Genomic DNA, 16,735 nt, shown 5'->3' on the forward strand with positions numbered 1-16,735 from the left:
GTTTATCTCAATTTCTTTCTGATGATTCCAGTCAACTGGTCTAATAAGAAGACGGTCACAACGACGCCCAACAAAATAATACTTACCTTGCTCCAGGTTCTGGTTTGAATAGCAAAAATCAATGGTGCACCGATCCCGCCAGCACCGACTAACCCTAATGTTGCCGCACTGCGGACCGCAATTTCAAAATGATTCAATGCAAAGGAACTATAGATGGGTGCTAAGTAAGGGACCCGCACGAAAAACATCGTCTGCCAAAAATTGGCACCGACTGCTTGCATCTCTTCCGTCAAGCGCTCATCCATGGCTTCCATTTCTTCGGTAAACAACTTGCCCAGCATACCGATCTGGTGGACACCGATCGCCATAACTCCAGCAAAAGGTCCTGGACCTACCACACGGACAAAAATAATCGCATAAACCAGCTCGGGAAATGCCCGCAAGATATTGCAGATCATTTTGCCGATTTTTGCGACCCAGGGTGTCGAGGTCCATAGGTTGGCGGCACTCAGCAAGGTCACTGGAATCGCGCAGACTGTTGCAATCATCGTTCCTAGACAAGCGATCCCGATCGTCAGTAACAACAAGCTCCACAGATCTTCCCCACTGCCGTCATAAAAGAAGGACCAGTCTGGCTGACTCAGCCCTTGCAAGACATCTCTTCCCATCGCTAAGGAAAAGGTGCTTAATCCAGAATAATCCAGCGTCGCAGCGGATAAAACTAGTAAGACAGCAAAGAGCCCCCATAACAGCCAAGTCGTTTTCTTCACTTCTCTGATCATCATAGGAAAGACCTCCTTACCCGCTCACTGAGAAAATCAACGATCGCTACCGTCAGCAAAATCGTCAAGATAATGATCGAGACCCGCTCATAATTCAACAATGCCAATGAGGCGTTCAAGATGACCCCAATCCCGCCAGCACCCACATACCCTAACACCGTCGAAGCTCGAACATTGACTTCAAAGGCATAAAAAGTATAGCTGGCAAACTGGCTGATGACTTGGGGAATGATCGCCCAAACGGTCACTTGAAATTTATTCGCTCCTACCGCCGCTGCTGCTTCGATCGGCGCAAAATCAATGGTTTCGATCGCTTGGAACATCAACTGTGAAACCATACCAAAGGTAAAGACCGCGATGGTCAAAACACCAGTGGCTTCACCGATTCCAAAAATAGCTACGAACAATGCCGCCAACAATAGATTGGGGATCGTCCGCACCAGACCTAAGAGAAAACGCATCGGCACCGAGACCCAACGGCTTTCTGTCACGACTGTTGTCGCCAACAGACTCACCGGTATCGCTGCGACTACTCCTAAAACGGTGCCTAAAAAGGACATCTGCAATGTCTTGATCAAGGGCATCATCAGTTGCGGTAGATAACTAAAGTCTGGGTGCAAAAAGCGAGCCATGAAAGCCGTCATCTGGCTGCGATTCGACCACACTTGTGCAAAATCAGCCCCTGTGATCCAGGCACTACTTTGAAAAAAGAGCAGCAATAAAAGAACCAGCAGCAGGTGTTTGTACCAATTAAAATGAACTGTTTCTTTCAGTTTCATCGATTTCTCCTGCCTTTTCTTCAAAAATTGCTTTGCCATAGATTTGTTCTAAACGCTGATCTGTCAAAGCGGCTGCGTTGCCGTCAAAAACGATCGCACCTGCTTTTAAGGCAATGATCCTTGTCGCATACTGACGAGCCAAGGGAATCGAATGCAGATTGATGACAATCGTTTTGCCCATTTCTTGATTGATCTTCTTCAGATCCTCCATCACTTTCTCTGTCGTGATGGGATCTAGTGATGCCACAGGTTCATCTGCTAAAATCACCGGCGCTTGTTGGACCAAGGCACGGGCGATGGATACCCGCTGCTGTTGCCCCCCACTCAACTGGTCGCTTCTCGTTTGCAGTTTGTCTGACAAGCCGACAGTCGCTAGCGCTTCTTTCGTTCTTTCGTAGTCTTCTTTCGTAAACAACCCTAAAATACTTTTCCAGGTCCCGTAATACCCCAAGCGCCCAGACAAAACATTTTTTTGAACGGTACTGCGTTTGACCAAATTGAAGCTTTGCGAGATCAATCCGATTTGTCGACGAATCAAGCGCAATTCTTTTTTATTGGCTTTCGTGACTGATTTGCCGTCTATCCGGATATCTCCTTCAGTGATTGGCACTAAGCGATTTATCGAGCGCAAAAAGGTACTCTTACCAGCACCGCTCAAGCCAATGATGGCCACAAATTCACCTTGCTCAATCGTTACATCTATGTTCTGTAATCCTTTGACCCCATTTGGGTAGACTTTGGATACATTCTCAAAAGTTATCATCTGTTTTCTCCATTATGTAGGGACCGCGGCAAAGTTTCCCCAATCGGTCACGGTCTATTTCACTAAAAAATGCACTGGTACTGCGTATTCCACCTATTCCCCTAGTAAATCGCTGCACATCTCCGTGTCCCGTTATCCTTCTACCGCAATCCCTGATTTTTTACTCTGCTGCTCGTTTAGTATAGTCGCGAATGGTATCGTAAGCAGAATCAGCTGCTTCTTCATACCCTTGGTGTCCCCACAAGCTCATTGCTTCGGCGCCTTCTTCATCGTCTGCCATATTCAAGAACACTTCTTTGATCTGCTCTTTTAGTTCAGCATCCATCGTCGGTTGAACGGCAATGGCGTCATTCGGGATGTCCCCTTCGGTTAAGTAAAGGACTTTTAGGTCTTTGAATAAGTCGTTGTCTGGGAAGCTTGACGCAAAGACATTTCGTGCCCCTTGGAACACAAAGGCGGCGTCCATCTGACCATTCAAGACTGCAGTGATCTCACTTGGAATATCATTCACCGTCGTTAATGTAGCATCCGTCGTTGGATCAACTCCTGCATCTTTCAACTCGGCAACTGGGTAAATATAGCCGCTGGCAGAGTTTGGACTCAATGTGGCGATTTTTTTCCCTTTTAAGTCCGTTAATTCTGTCATATCGCTATCCGCACGGACCAAGATTTCCCCTTTGAAGGTATTGGTTTTTTCCCCTTCTAATGGCAAGCCCGTCTCTGGATCATAAGCACCTAATTGAGAAGTCAAAATCGCTTCAGCTGCATCCATGTCTTTGGCTTGAACATAAGCGGCTGGCGGCATGATCCCTAAATCAACTTGTCCAGAAGCCATCGCTTCTACGATCGTCGAATAATCCGTTGCTAACGTTACTTCTACTTCACGGTCTAATTTTTTTGATAAATACTCAGCAAACGGTTTTGCTTTGGCTTGCATCGAGCCGTCATTATTGGTCGGTACGAATTGTACCACCAGCTTTTCTTTTTCGGCTGCGGCACTGCTGTCGCTGCTGCTGCTCCCATTCCCACAGCCGGTCAATGCGGCAACTAACGCAATTCCTAACATTCCTTTAACAATTCGTTTCAATGGCATTTTTTCTCCTCCTAATGGTTTGAAGCTTTCTTACATTCAAATCATACCAAGTATCCCGTCAAAATGAAGTGACATATGTCCTATTTTACCTTATTTTTACATACAATTTACATTAGATTTTATTTATCGTTCGTGTTGAGTCAAAAGGGGAACTAAGCTATACTTAAAGAAAACCATTCAGGAGTGGCTGATTTCCATGAAAAAAATCGATGATACCGCACGCCTCAGTAATTACATTGACACATACGATCTGCAATCTTATATGGACAATGATTTGTTAGCGATGGCCACTTTGCATTCCTTTGAAAAAGAAGAGCACTTGATTCGAACGGGTACGCCTTCTGAATACTTGTATTTTCTCGTAGAAGGAACCGTGATGGTCTATTCCTTCTCTTCGGATACCCAAACGATTTGTATTGATTACGCCAAGCCAGCTGCACCATTAGGAGAAGCTTCCTCTTTATGGGAACTCTTGCCGAAAAGCAGTGTCAAAGCCGCTTCTGCTTGCGTCTGTGTCTGCATCCCTTTGAATCGCTACCGCAACACCTTGCAACAAGACGTCCGCTTTTTGCAAACCATCTGTCAGTTGCTCAGTTCCCGCTTGAATTCGGGGATCAACTTAGCGAATTCATTGACGGAACCTGTAGAGACACGGTTGGCCAAATTTATTCTTGCGCATCAAGAAAATCAACACTTTTCCTTTCAGTTGACCACCTGTGCGGCGATCTTGAATGTCAGCTATCGCCACCTGCTGCGAACCTTTACCAGCTTTCGAGAAGACAAGCTGATCGAAAAACAAAAACAGGGCTATGCGATTCTCGATTTCCCCGCTTTAGAGTCGCTTGCCGAAAATTTAAGCCATGTGTAAGGAGCAGTTTCCAAGAATGTTCGGGTTTTCCCTGAGTAGGCGTTCCTGATGTTGGTCTTGCCCTTAACTCGCGCTGTGACAAGCGTTTGCCACCAAATAAGGCAAGCGAGAAGGGCAACTGCGCCTTATTTTCTTACAAAAAACCCGATCCTTGCTGATATTCAGTCGAGGATCGGGTTTCTTTTGCTTATTTTACGATGGCTAAGAAGTCTTCTCCTTGCAAGACATCGGTTTGGTTCATATCCATCACATCTAAATATTGCGGGGTGTTCGTCACAACGATCGGTGTGATCGTGGATAAGCCAGCTGCTTTGATCGTATCTAGATCAAACTTCACTAACAAATCGCCGCGTTTGACTTGATCGTCTTGTTTAACAAAGACCTCAAAGCCTTTGCCGTCTAGTTCCACAGTATCCATACCAATATGCATCAAGACTTCTGCTCCATCCGTGGTGGTCAAACCAACGGCATGGCCAGTAGGAAAGAGCGTCGTGATGGTGCCATCTGCTGGCGCATATAAAGCCCCGACGGTCGGTTCGATGGCGATGCCTTTTCCTAATGCACCCGAAGAAAAGACTTGGTCTTTGACTTCTGCTAAGGGAACCACTTTGCCTTCTAACGGACTGCTGAGGATCACTCGTTCTTTAGACGAACTCTCTGTGGGTGCTGCTGGCTCTTTCGCTGGTGTTACACTGGCATCGGTTGCTGGCTGATCTTCAAAACGTAAGAAGAAGGTCAAGACAAACGCGGCGCCAAAAGCGATAGCCGTTCCGATCGAAGCTGCGATCAGACCACTTAGATCTTTCGTATCTTGTGGGATAAAAGAAGGCAGGCTTAGTAAGCTGACTAACCCAAAGGTATAGTTTTCGACTTGGCTGAAGCCGATGAAGGCTCCCCCGATGGCACCACTGATACACGCGGCGATAAATGGTTTTTTCAGAGGTAAGGTCACCCCGTACACCGTCGGTTCTGTGATCCCAAAAATTGAGGTGATCGTTGAAGAAAGGGCCAACCCTTTCAATTTCACATTTTTTGTCATAAAGAACACTGCTAGCGCTGCACCCCCTTGAGAAAGGACAGCTGGCAACAGCATCGGCACCATCGTATCGACACCGGTTTGACTGAGATTCAACATGATGATCGGTACGAAGCCCCAGTGCATGCCAAACATCACAAAGACTTGCCATAAACCACCCATGACAGCGCCAGCGATCAGTGGGCTAAAGTGGTAAATGCTGTCATAAGCACTACCTAACAAGTTTCCTAAAATCGTTCCTAGTGGACCGACGACAATAAAGGTCAATGGCGCCATGATCAAGAAGACCGCTAAAGGCACACAGATGATCTGTAAGAAGCTAGGAATGACTTTTTTAAAGAAACGCTCCACATAGCTTTGTAAAAAGACCGCTAAAATAATCGGAATGACGGAAGACGTATAAGCACTCGCACCAATAATGACCGGAAGGCCTAAGAAACTCAACGTTTGCCCAGCCAAAGCGGTAATGTCTGGATGAACCAACGCCATCGCTAAGGAAACCGCTAGAAATTCATTGGTACGAAATTTCTTCGCTGCAGTAAAAGCCAACATCACTGGTAAATAGGTAAATAACCCATCAGCAATCGCATACAATACGGTGTGGACCCCAGAATCAGCTGCTAACCAATTCAAGGTTACTGCCAGCGTCAAGAATCCTTTTAAGACCCCGGCACCTGCCATTGCGCCTAAAAACGGCGTAAAGATCGACGAAATAATATCCACCAGTTGATTCAACAAATTGCCTTTGTCGCCTTTGCTGTCTGCTTCGCCATCGAAGTTCGCTACTCCATTCAATTCACGGTAAACGTCGCTGACATGACTGCCGATCACCACTTGGTATTGTCCGCCGCTTTGAACGACTTGGATCACATCGTCGTCTTGATTCAAGCGTGCCGTATCCGCTTTGTTCTCATCTTTTAATTTGAAACGCAAGCGGGTCGCACAATGCACCACGCTGTTGACATTTTCTTTGCCGCCCACCGCATCGAGGACGCGAACTGCAATTTCTTTATTTGAACTCATTTTTTCAACACTCCTTTTTTAATAAAAAAACCCAGATTGAAAAAACGACCGTCCAACGAGTCTTTTCCTCGCTGACTGTTGTCTTTTCAATCTGGGTATTGCCTGCCTGACAGTAACAATCCGTTAATGATTGAATGTTAATTGGTTTGATCATTGACGACACGTTCGATGTGGATCGTTAAGTAGATCATTTCTGATTCACCGATCGATTTGTCGTAGGTTTTGATCAAGTACTCGTTGATCCGTTGGACCGTTTGAAACGCTTTAGGGTACTTCGATTGCACAAGGGCAAATAAAAACTCATCTTTTCCCCCTGAAAGTTCATCGCTTAAATAACGCTGCGCAAAATACTGCAAATGCGTGGTGATCCGTTGATAATTCAAGGAATCTGGGTTAAAGACCCGTCCATAAAAACGACTGATGATCGCCAGTACATCACGTACGATTTCTACCGCTTGCATCGTGGTTTCCATCGTGCCATTGGCTTGTTCGCTATTGACGATATGAAAGGCGATAAAGCCAATTTCCGATTCTGGCAATGTAATCCCGAAGACTTTTTCAAAATAAGCAACGGCATCTGCTGCAACCGCATACTCTTTCGGATAAAATTTGCGGGTCTCAAACAACAATGGATTCGGCAGCTCAATGCCTTCACGTGCCCGAACCAGCGCATAATGGATATGGTCGGTCAGTGTCAAATAAATATTTGGCGACAGCTCGATCCCCAAGGATGCTTCTGCATCATCCACCACTTGCTTGACGGCTTCGACTTCTTCCACAGGAATGTCTGAAAACAATTGCTGAAACTGATTTGCAGTAAAGGTATCCTTTAACACAAATTCTTTTTCGACAAAGGCTTCATCCACTGGATCGCCGACTTTTTTCTTAAACGCAATGCCGCGGCCCATATAGATCACTTCCTGACCGGCATCATTGGTCGAGATGACGACATTATTATTTAATATTTTCCCAATAACCATCGTTTTCCCTCACTCCAAAATAAAAAAACCTAGAATCTCCCCATTAGCGCGCTACGGTCAATTCTGGTTTTGCCTGCCGAACAGTAACAATCCTTGTAACTGAAAGAATAATAACACACCCCTGTGGCAGATGCAACCCTTTTCAATCAGAATTTCTGCAACGTGCTTTTCCTTTGTTATACCATTGAACAATTCTCCTTGCAACATCCTTCACTATCTAAATTGAGTTGTTTTTTAATCAAAAAAGGAACGGCCCAGTTGCAGCCATTCCTGATCTATCAGAGTTGCTTTCTTTGCTGTCCCATGCGCCGCTCTTTCATCGCCGTGCCTAACGTACCATAGGTGAAGACCGCGATCCCCAGCCAAATAAACGCAAAGGCGGAAAATTGGGCCAGTGAATAGGTTTCGTGAAACAAAAAGATGGCCAACAAAAGCATGATCGTCGGGTTGACGTATTGAATAAACCCAAGCGTAATGTAAGAAACATTTTTCGCCGCTTCCGCAAACAGTAACAGCGGAATAGCCGTCACGATCCCAGCACCCATCAATAAGAGATTGGTTTGCAAGGGATAGTTCATAAAGCCGACGGTTGAAAATCCTAAAATATACACGAGGGCAAAGGGGAAAATCACCATCGTTTCGATCGTTAACCCAGTAACCGAACTAATGGGGATTCTTTTTTTGATCAAGCCATACGTACTAAAGGAAAAGGCCATGATCAGTGAGGCATAAGGAATCGTTCCTGTTTGGATCGATAATAAGATCACCCCGATACTTGCCAGCAGACACGCCAGCATGCCAGTACGACTAAGACGTTCCTTCAAAAAAACGGTCGCTAACAAGACATTGACAAGCGGATTGATATAATAGCCTAAGCTGGCTTGCATCACGTGGCCCGCACTCACCGCGAAGATAAAGGTGAACCAGTTGATGGAAATCAGCACAGACGCTAAAACGATCAGTCCAGCAAATGCTTTGTTCTTCCACAGCAGACGCGCTTCTTGTAAAAATTGCGTTTTCTTCCCGGAAAGCAAAATAAACAGCACCATAAAAACAAAGGACCACACGATTCGGTAGCACATCGTTGCTAACGGGGAAACCCCAACGATTATTTTCCAATATAGTGTGACCAAGCCCCACAAGACATAGGCAGACAACCCAAAATAAACGCCTTTATTCTTCATTTTCTCCCTGATTTTTTTCCATTAAAGCAAGTCTTTCCTGAAAAAAAATACTCCTCCTAAACCATAAGTTATCTTATTATATCGAATTTTTTGGTTTTTCATAGAGTTTCATGAAATAAATCAAGAAAAGCACCATTCAAAGAAAGGTGCCCCTCTTTATTCCAGCGGTTCTTCCGCACCTTCCAGCCACACGGCTTCTGGTTTCTGATCACGAATCAAAAATAGCCCCGTTGCAAACAGCAGACCAGAAGCGATCGTCATCAATAAGAAAGAAACATTCATCCCATGAAGCAGTGCACTCGTCCCCGTTAAGGTCGTGCTGTTTTGCGCCACACTATTCATGATCCCGACAAATAATGCTGTCCCGATGGCGCCTGCCACCGTTCGCAAAGAAGTCAATAATGCTGTTCCATGCGCCGTCAACTGCGGCGGAATATTTTTATTTCCCCACGTCACGAAGGGCATCAACAAACAGCCTGTGGCGGCACAGCGCAGCATGTTCAAAACCACTGCTACCCAAATACCCGTGTGCATATGGATAAAATACATGCCGATGTTGCTCAAGACCAGTGAGCCGCCGCCAAAAAGCGTCAACAGACGGATGCCGACTTTGTCATAGATTCGCCCAGCCACGGGACTTAAGAAAGCCGAGACCAGAGAGCCTGGCAAAACGACTAATCCCGAGATCGTCGCTGATTTGCCTAAAATCGACTGCACGTATAGCGGCATCAGCATCGCCGAACCCATCAAGACCAAGTAAAGCATGATACTGCCAAAGACACTGATGGCATACTCTTTTGTTTTTAAGACCCGCAGATCCAAAAATGGAGTTTCCGCTCTTAACTGACGGAAGACAAAGAAGATCCCTGCTACCAAACCGAGCCCTAAGGTTCCTAAAACGGGTAAGCTGAAAAAGCCATAGCTGCCGATATTGCTAAAGCCTAAAGTAATCCCACCAAAAGCGAAGGCACTCAAAACAAAAGAGGTCTGATCAAATTTGCTGTTGCTTACTGGCAACACATCATCAAAAACCTTTATGGCCCAAATCAGTGAAATCAAAACAATCACGGCAACGATATAAAAAATCGCATGCCAGTTCAAGCGGTCTACGATCAACCCAGCAAGAGTCGGTGCAATCACGGGTGCCGCGGTGATTGAGAGTCCATACCAGCCCATCACGACACCGATACGATTGATCGGATAGATCGATAAAAGGATCACTTGCGCCATTGCGGTCAAGATTCCATTGCCTACGGCCTGCAAAATACGAGCAAGCATCATGACTAGAAAATTGGGCGCTGCAGCACAGAGCAGCAAGCCCACCAACGCAATTCCTAAGGCAGCGAGATACAGCTTTTTGGTTGGCACACGATTCATAAGATATGCCGTCAAGGGCATAACGATCGCCATCGCCAAGGAATAACCGCTTGTCAGCCATTGGCCCGTAGTGACGGAAATCTGCAGGTCAATGACGATGGCGGGTAAAGCCGTCGTCAAGGCGGTCGCCAACATGGATACGGCAATACATGTAATCATTAAATTAATAAAAATCAGCGTCCGCTGACGTTCCGTTCGTTGGACTGTTTCACTCAATCAACGTCCGCCTCCTTCTCAAGATAAAACTGTTCGATTTTTGCTAAGGCTTGACCAAAGGCTTGTTTTTCTTCTGCCGTCAAATAGGTCAGCATTTCTTGGTGCGCCTTGCTGCGTTTTTCTTTCATTCGCTGTGCCTCTTCTTTGCCTGCTTCCGTCAGCGAAATCAGATGGCTGCGTTTATCTTTCGGATCGACTTCTTTTTGGATCAGCCCTTTTTCAGCCAGTTTCTTTAGTAGTTCGCCAGTGGATGTCGAACGGATCGCTAAATACGCGGCGAGATCTTTTTGGGTCAACGTCCCTTTTTCGTCCAATACCAGTAGGCAATTGAACTGTCCCCGACCTGGCATAAAACGCCCATATTTTTGTTCCGCATACCGCCGATTTAATTTATACACTTCAAACAATCGTTCCACGATTTCTTGTTCGGAAACCATCGACCTTCAGCTCCTTTCGCCTCTTCACTATTTAGATAGGTACCTAGTTAAAAGTCCGTTCTCCATTTTACATAGGTACCTATCTATTGTCAAGAAAGGATTGACAATGAGAGCGGGTACAGCAACCAAAAACAAAAAAAGAACAAGCGACAGACCACGTTTCATTCATCCTTCACAACCAATTGCCCATAGAAAAACACCTACAGGAAAGAACATTTCCTCCTGTAGGCCTTTGGTTCCACTCGTTAGTCATTGTTAAACACATCTTTTTGTTTCTCGTTTATTTTTAATTGCAGCAAATAAAGCGCCCCTAGAAGATTGGCTTCATTACCAAATTTACATTTTTCGATAACAACAGAAGTGATGGTTTCCTCAACCAAAGAAGACTGCTTCTTGACATTCTGGTAAAGAACTTTAATTTCCCTGATCAATTGCGGTTGCTGACTAATACCTCCACCAATCACTACTTTTTCAATATCTAGCACAGCTTGCAACGTCAAAATAATATGAACAACTTCTCGACAATAATTTTTAAAGAGCTCTTTTATTCGTGGATCCCCCATTTCTAATGCCTCAAAAACAGCTTTTCCATCATCTAAATCTAGTAACCCTAATTCTTTTGCGGCACGCTGAATAAATTGAACAGCTGAAGTCGTAACTCCCATGAGGTTCTTTGTTTCGCCAGATTCTGGTGTTCGTGGCAAAAAACTCAATTCCCCTGCCTGAAAATGCTCTCCCTGAAGAATCGCTCCATCTAAAATGATTCCACCTCCAACGCCTGTTCCTAAAACGATCGCTGCAGCATTCTTCTTTCCTTTTAGATTACCCAACCATAATTCAGCTAATGCTGCTGCCTTTCCATCATTGCAGACTGAGCAAGGGAGATTAAATGTTGTTTCAATAAAATCACAGATAGCAAATTCATGTAGAAACGGTAATGCCCCTCCATTAAATATTATCCCTTGAGTATGATCGATTTTACCAGGGCAACAAATTCCTACACCAGCAATATCTCCTCCTTGTGCAGCTATGATCGATACTAACAATCGCTTTAACCCGAACAAGGTTTGCGGCGTTTTCTCTCTTTGGACGTCTTGCATTTTTCCAAACGCATCGATTAGCGCGAATTTCAAATATGTTCCGCCAATATCAATTGCCAAATAAGTTTTCATTGCTATCTTTCCTTTCTCTTGCTACTTTTATTACATACCATGTTTTAAATTAATAGGAGGATATCGCTCTTGAATCAACAAGAATTAGAAACCTACCTTAGAGAGATCAATGACTACGAAAAAGAACAACGAAAAACAGGGACGAGCATCAATAATATTCCGAACCTTTCAGATAATGGTAACGATTTATTTGATTCTGCAACAGGTCATTTCCGACTGCCCAAAGCCCCGTTTTTCCAAGGAAATCAGGTATATATTGCAAAGCACAATCGTTTTGGTCCGATGATCGAACACATTCATGACTTTATTGAAATAAATTATGTTTATAGTGGCGAATGTACCCAATACATCAAAGGTCAAAAAATACTCCTAACTGAAGGCGATTTTTGTGTGTTAGATCGCGATGTTCCCCACTCTATCGATCCATTAAAAGAAGACGACTTACTCATCAATATATTAATTAATGATCAAACCTTTACTTCATTATTTTGCCTACAGTTAGAACGTAATAATAGCTTGATCGGGAATTTTTTGGCTACTGCATTTGATGAACAAGCCCAACATGATCAGTTCCTACTTTTTCATACCAGCTCTACGCCGCACTTACATACACAAGTTCAATTACTGTTGCAAGAGTACTGGCGATCAGAAGTCATCGATTTTCGTTTTATTAGCCAATATTTACAACTGATCCTCTCAGAATTGATGCGGCTTTATACGATCGAAGTTAGTAGAAATCAGACCAGTCAGTTTAATGCGCTTGATGTTCTTGAATATATTGATGAACACTACCAAAGTGTGTCCTTAAACGAGCTTAGTCAAGTCTTCAACTTCAATGCAAACTATATCAGCAACGCGTTAAAAAAAGGAACTGGGAAAAATTTCCAAGAGACGCTCCTCCAAAAAAGGCTATTAGTTGCGAAAGATCTACTGTTGCATTCGACTTATTCAATAGAAGAAATTGCTGCTACTGCAGGCTTTCACTCCACAAGCTATTTTTATCGGCAATTTAAACGAGCGTTTCAAATGACTCCCAAAAGTATGCGGAGCCATGGAAAAACTCATTAGGGTATGTTCAGCAAAATCATTTAGTTATTGGCTACCTGCTTTCTTTTTCGTAAAATATCCACAAAGAAAATCACCGTTAACATAAGAAAGCCAGCACCAGCAATTCCTAAAGCAAAACTTGCTGTGGTGTTTCCAAAAATACGAGCGAAAAAAGAGCTAATGTAAGGGGAAGAAAAAGACCCTAGATTCGAGCCGACCATCCCCACCGAAACTGCTAATGTTTCTGATCCTTTTGGTGCAGCGCCCAGCAAAGCACCAAAGATGTAAGGAATGAACAAAGATAAACAAAATCCAATCAACACAAGATAACTAGTCACTGCATAGATGTTAGTAGCCATCGAAAGCAAAAAGAAACTGATCGTTGCCACTACCCCACCAACCACAGGGGTAAATTGGCGAAAAATCTGAAAGAACTTTCCGTACACTAAGCCACTAATAAACCCTGCTAACGTCATTAAGGAGAGTGCTGTCCCTAGAAAATTAGCATGCGCCATCTGCTGTTCGCTGACCAAAGAGCCTACTTTTGTAAAGACGACCATTACCATTGCCAAGAGCGCAAAGAGGCCAGCTGCATAAAAAAACGTTGGCAGATTGATCTGTTGTTTTGTCTTTTTCGTCTGTTGAGAAGCTCCTTGAGTCTCTGGTACAACAAACTGAAATAAGATCAAGAGAGGCAATGCCAATAAGTAGACGGCAAAAGCATAATGCCAATTGACAGTTGCAAGGATCCCTGCTAAAAACGTTGCAAAACTTGATCCTAAACTTTGGGCAGCGCTTTGAAACCCAATCAGCGCTTGCTTTTCATCACCTTCATAAAAATCGTTGATTAAACTTACAGCTAAAGAGTTGTAACAGCCTAGACCTGCCCCAAAAATAAAGCGAGACAGATAAATCAACGTAAAATTCTGGGTAAATAGGGGAAACACACCACCAACCAAAGAGAGCAACAAGCCTAGCATAACAGTTTTCTTGCTTCCAATTTTTGATGAAATAAAACCGCTTAACAAGACAAAAATCATCATGGTAAAAGAGGGGACGGTCACTAAAGATTCAATTGTCGTTTGGCTGATATCTGGAAAATTAGCTTGAATCATAGGAATTGTCATGGAAATAGCATTCGCCGATGTTAGTAATAAAGAGATTGACAAAAGCGTTAACTTAAATAGGAAACCTCGTTTTTTCGTCATTTATTTTCTTTCCTTTCTAATTCATAACGTATATGATAGGTGCCTGATCCCACGAAGACTGTGAGATCATTTGGTCCTTCTTGTACCGATGGATACTCTGCTTCATGTTCCACATATTTCGCAATGCCGATATCAACGACTGTGCGACCTGATCTGTGACCAAATCGCTTTGGCTGCCAGGTTTCACTGATTTCTCTTCGCACGTTTTCTTGATCAGCTACTGATGGTAAAACGATCTCTGCTTCTGTATTAGCAGGTACTACAACCGTTAGTTCATAAGTCTCTTCGTTTCGTTTCCAACTACTACACAAGGAACCAAACATCGTTTCTAATGAAGCATTGCAATGTGTTAAGTGCTGAGATAATTTAGGAGCAATAATTGATTGCTGATAACCCGGAGCTTTTATCTTAATGCCGGCGATTATTTCATACATCCAATTACCAATCGATCCATATGCATAATGGTTAAACGAATTCATCCCATCATCCCAAAACGTTCCGTCATTTTTGATTCCATCCCAATGCTCCCAAACCGTTGTCGCTCCTTTTTCTACTTGGTACAACCATGAGGGAAGATCTTTGTTAAAAAGTAACTGGTAGGCTAAATCTAAATGACCATTTTCCGAGAGAACGTGGCAGATATAGGGACTCCCAATAAAGCCTGTATCGAGGTGCCGATCTTTTTGTTCAATCAATTCTACTAGTCGATTGACAATAGAAAGCTTTTGCCCTTCTGGATAAAGTTCGAACATCAGGATAAGAATATGGGCTGTTTGAGTATCGCTAGTTAACCCATTATCTGTAACATAAGTTTCTCCTATTTTCGTTTTGACTGTGCGATACAGCTCATCATAAATCTTGTATTCTTGATACTTCCCTAATATGCGAGCAGTGTTTGCAACGATTCTGGTAGAATAAGCAAAATAACAAGTAGCAACGAGTGTTTCATCCGTTGCGCCAAAAAAACTGCCTTCTTCTGCATCCAGCGCTAACCAGTCCCCAAGTTGCAATCCCGTATTCCACAGCGCTTCTTCAGGCCCTTGTCCTCGGATGTAATCCACCCAAGCTTTCATACTGTCAAAGCTTTCTTCTAAGATTTGGCGATCCCCGTATCGTTGGTACATTTCCCACGGTACAATCGTTGCAGCATCCCCCCAAGCTGCGGTTGTTCTTGCAGCATTATCTGCAAAGACTCCTTTTAAGACATCTGGAACAACGAAGGGAACTGAGCCATCTTTCATTTGAGAAAATCGTAAATCTTTCAACCACTTATAAAAGAATTGATACGTATCCATATTAAAACTAGCCGTAGGAAAGAAAATTTGTGCATCAGCAGTCCAGCCTAGCCGTTCATCTCTTTGCGGGCAATCGGTAGGGACATCTAAAAAATTTCCTTTTTGTCCCCAAAGAATATTGTGCTGTAGTTGGTTAATTGCTGCATCAGAGGTCTCGAAAAGGCCAGTCTTTGGCATGTCAGAATGTAAAACCACACCTGAGAAATCTTCTTTTTTGATGCCTTCAGGAAAGTTTTCTAAATGAACATAACGGAAGCCATGAAAGGTGAACATCGGCTCGATCGTTTGAACAGAACCGTCTAATGTATACGTATCTGTTTGTTGGGCATCCCGTATATTGCCACGATAAAAATTACCGTCTCGATCTAACACCTCTCCGTGTATCAAACGAACGACTTGGTTCTTTTCTCCTTTAATCGTAAAACGCACCCATCCCACCATATTTTGTCCCATGTCTAAAACCAGACGCCCTGAAGGATCACGGAACAAATCAATCGGGGTCAATTCCTCTTGCTTTCGTACTGGCTCATTTTCTTGATTGGTTAATTGTTTTTTTGAATAAGAGATCGCTTTCAAATGACCGTTATACTTTCTTTCTAGAAGAAGATTTTGCTCCTCGCCATTGTATAAATCAGCAAAAAGCCATTGATTGCTATACTCCTGCCACGTTTCATCACTACCGATTATTTCGGTGGATCCATCTGCATAAGTCAGTTCAATCTGAGCAATAAATGCATTAAAGTTTCCATAAGTGTCTTTCTTTTTCTCCCAACCAAGATAGCCGCTATACCATCCTTCCGCAACGGTTATTTGCACTTCGTTTTGGCGCTGCAACTGCGAAGTGATGTCATAAACTTGATATTGAATACGATCGTTATAGTCTGTCCAGCCTGGAGTAAAATAATCATCCCCAATTTTCATTTGATTTAATTCTGCAAAATAGATACCCAGAGCACTGAGATAAATTCTGGCTTTCACAACTTCTTGTTGAATCGTAAACTTGTAAGCACCTGTAAACGGTTTTATTTTCCCTTGTTCAACAATGGGACATTTTGTTGTCACCCAATCGGCTTGCCAATCACCTGCTTCAAGCAAGCCTGTCTCAAAATGAGTTACTCCCCAATCACTTTCTTGTCCAGTGCTCGCCAGACTTTTTACCCGTACATGATAGGTTTGTCGAGAAGCCAGCTTGGGGCCTTTATATGGGATATTCGTTGATTGCTCGCTCCACTCATTGTGATGCCAGATAACCGTTTTAAACTCATTGTCTAATGATAGTTGCAAATCATACCGTTTTTGTTTAATATTCCTATCTTCCGAATCGATTTGCCACGAAAAACTTACTTGTTCTCCGCCAACACCAATTGGTGCGTCTAAGTGATTGATTATTATCTTCCTGATATTCATGGAATTCCTCCTTTTTTTCTTATTTTAAGCAAGATAGAAAACGGATACAATTCACTTTTCACCGATAT

The 16,735-nt window shown here is 43.5% G+C and carries 14 protein-coding genes; 2 read left to right on the forward strand and 12 right to left on the reverse strand.

Features of this window, described 5'->3' with window-relative positions; all coding sequences use genetic code 11:
* Positions 1-2: 2 nt before the first annotated feature.
* From phnE (IGK14_RS15475) to IGK14_RS15490, 4 genes are all read right to left on the reverse strand, one after another.
* Entirely contained in the window at positions 3-785 is a 783-nt protein-coding gene (phnE, locus tag IGK14_RS15475) for a phosphonate ABC transporter, permease protein PhnE (RefSeq protein ID WP_010748972.1), read from the reverse strand.
* Positions 782-1,561: a phosphonate ABC transporter, permease protein PhnE gene (phnE, locus tag IGK14_RS15480; RefSeq protein ID WP_010748971.1), complete on the reverse strand. Its 780-nt coding sequence runs from the start codon at positions 1,559-1,561 to the stop codon at positions 782-784. Before phnE (IGK14_RS15480) ends, phnE (IGK14_RS15475) begins: the two co-directional genes overlap by 4 nt.
* The gene (gene phnC, locus IGK14_RS15485) at positions 1,533-2,324 is read right to left on the reverse strand and encodes a phosphonate ABC transporter ATP-binding protein (RefSeq protein ID WP_010748970.1); all 792 of its coding nucleotides are present in this window, start codon (positions 2,322-2,324) and stop codon (positions 1,533-1,535) included. Before phnC ends, phnE (IGK14_RS15480) begins: the two co-directional genes overlap by 29 nt.
* A 160-nt stretch (positions 2,325-2,484) precedes the next feature.
* Entirely contained in the window at positions 2,485-3,417 is a 933-nt protein-coding gene (locus tag IGK14_RS15490) for a phosphate/phosphite/phosphonate ABC transporter substrate-binding protein (RefSeq protein ID WP_010748969.1), read from the reverse strand.
* 196 nt (positions 3,418-3,613) lie between these two features.
* Between IGK14_RS15490 and IGK14_RS15495 the strand changes: the two genes are divergently transcribed.
* Positions 3,614-4,285, forward strand: coding sequence for a cyclic nucleotide-binding domain-containing protein (locus IGK14_RS15495; protein WP_005230657.1), 672 nt, complete (start codon positions 3,614-3,616; stop codon positions 4,283-4,285).
* A gap of 187 nt (positions 4,286-4,472) precedes the next feature.
* Here the strand turns inward: IGK14_RS15495 and IGK14_RS15500 are convergent, their stop codons facing one another.
* From IGK14_RS15500 to IGK14_RS15525, 6 genes are all read right to left on the reverse strand, one after another.
* A complete protein-coding gene (locus tag IGK14_RS15500; RefSeq protein WP_010748968.1) occupies positions 4,473-6,344 on the reverse strand; it encodes a beta-glucoside-specific PTS transporter subunit IIABC in 1,872 nt (623 codons plus the stop codon).
* Positions 6,345-6,481: 137 nt separating this feature from the next.
* Positions 6,482-7,324 (reverse strand): BglG family transcription antiterminator LicT, encoded by an 843-nt coding sequence (gene licT, locus IGK14_RS15505; RefSeq protein WP_010748967.1) that lies wholly within the window; start codon positions 7,322-7,324, stop codon positions 6,482-6,484.
* Positions 7,325-7,602: 278 nt separating this feature from the next.
* Positions 7,603-8,508: an EamA family transporter RarD gene (gene rarD, locus IGK14_RS15510; RefSeq protein ID WP_010748966.1), complete on the reverse strand. Its 906-nt coding sequence runs from the start codon at positions 8,506-8,508 to the stop codon at positions 7,603-7,605.
* Positions 8,509-8,664: 156 nt separating this feature from the next.
* The gene (locus IGK14_RS15515) at positions 8,665-10,101 is read right to left on the reverse strand and encodes an MDR family MFS transporter (RefSeq protein ID WP_438712582.1); all 1,437 of its coding nucleotides are present in this window, start codon (positions 10,099-10,101) and stop codon (positions 8,665-8,667) included.
* Entirely contained in the window at positions 10,098-10,538 is a 441-nt protein-coding gene (locus IGK14_RS15520; RefSeq protein ID WP_005230651.1) for a MarR family winged helix-turn-helix transcriptional regulator, read from the reverse strand. Before IGK14_RS15520 ends, IGK14_RS15515 begins: the two co-directional genes overlap by 4 nt.
* A gap of 245 nt (positions 10,539-10,783) precedes the next feature.
* Positions 10,784-11,710 (reverse strand): ROK family protein, encoded by a 927-nt coding sequence (locus IGK14_RS15525; protein WP_010748964.1) that lies wholly within the window; start codon positions 11,708-11,710, stop codon positions 10,784-10,786.
* A gap of 69 nt (positions 11,711-11,779) precedes the next feature.
* Between IGK14_RS15525 and IGK14_RS15530 the strand changes: the two genes are divergently transcribed.
* The gene (locus tag IGK14_RS15530) at positions 11,780-12,778 is read left to right on the forward strand and encodes an AraC family transcriptional regulator (protein ID WP_010748963.1); all 999 of its coding nucleotides are present in this window, start codon (positions 11,780-11,782) and stop codon (positions 12,776-12,778) included.
* A gap of 20 nt (positions 12,779-12,798) precedes the next feature.
* Here IGK14_RS15530 and IGK14_RS15535 read toward each other — a convergent pair whose 3' ends face one another.
* Positions 12,799-13,965: an MFS transporter gene (locus tag IGK14_RS15535; protein WP_010748962.1), complete on the reverse strand. Its 1,167-nt coding sequence runs from the start codon at positions 13,963-13,965 to the stop codon at positions 12,799-12,801.
* Entirely contained in the window at positions 13,962-16,667 is a 2,706-nt protein-coding gene (locus tag IGK14_RS15540) for an alpha-L-rhamnosidase (RefSeq protein WP_010748961.1), read from the reverse strand. Before IGK14_RS15540 ends, IGK14_RS15535 begins: the two co-directional genes overlap by 4 nt.
* Between the last annotated feature and the right edge of the window lie 68 nt (positions 16,668-16,735).

The sequence above is a fragment of the Enterococcus sp. DIV0970a genome (assembly GCF_051711265.1).
Taxonomy (GTDB): domain Bacteria; phylum Bacillota; class Bacilli; order Lactobacillales; family Enterococcaceae; genus Enterococcus_D; species Enterococcus_D casseliflavus.

Excerpts from the sequence above, each read along its gene's own strand:
- licT (WP_010748967.1), bottom strand. The coding sequence starts at position 7,324 with ATGGTTATTGGGAAAATATTAAATAATAATGTCGTCATCTCGACCAAT.
- phnC (WP_010748970.1), bottom strand. The coding sequence starts at position 2,324 with ATGATAACTTTTGAGAATGTATCCAAAGTCTACCCAAATGGGGTCAAA.
- IGK14_RS15520 (WP_005230651.1), bottom strand. The coding sequence starts at position 10,538 with ATGGTTTCCGAACAAGAAATCGTGGAACGATTGTTTGAAGTGTATAAA.
- IGK14_RS15525 (WP_010748964.1), bottom strand. The coding sequence starts at position 11,710 with ATGAAAACTTATTTGGCAATTGATATTGGCGGAACATATTTGAAATTC.
- phnE (WP_010748972.1), bottom strand. The coding sequence starts at position 785 with ATGATGATCAGAGAAGTGAAGAAAACGACTTGGCTGTTATGGGGGCTC.
- IGK14_RS15495 (WP_005230657.1), top strand. The coding sequence starts at position 3,614 with ATGAAAAAAATCGATGATACCGCACGCCTCAGTAATTACATTGACACA.
- IGK14_RS15540 (WP_010748961.1), bottom strand. The coding sequence starts at position 16,667 with ATGAATATCAGGAAGATAATAATCAATCACTTAGACGCACCAATTGGT.
- IGK14_RS15490 (WP_010748969.1), bottom strand. The coding sequence starts at position 3,417 with ATGCCATTGAAACGAATTGTTAAAGGAATGTTAGGAATTGCGTTAGTT.
- phnE (WP_010748971.1), bottom strand. The coding sequence starts at position 1,561 with ATGAAACTGAAAGAAACAGTTCATTTTAATTGGTACAAACACCTGCTG.
- IGK14_RS15500 (WP_010748968.1), bottom strand. The coding sequence starts at position 6,344 with ATGAGTTCAAATAAAGAAATTGCAGTTCGCGTCCTCGATGCGGTGGGC.
- rarD (WP_010748966.1), bottom strand. The coding sequence starts at position 8,508 with ATGAAGAATAAAGGCGTTTATTTTGGGTTGTCTGCCTATGTCTTGTGG.
- IGK14_RS15535 (WP_010748962.1), bottom strand. The coding sequence starts at position 13,965 with ATGACGAAAAAACGAGGTTTCCTATTTAAGTTAACGCTTTTGTCAATC.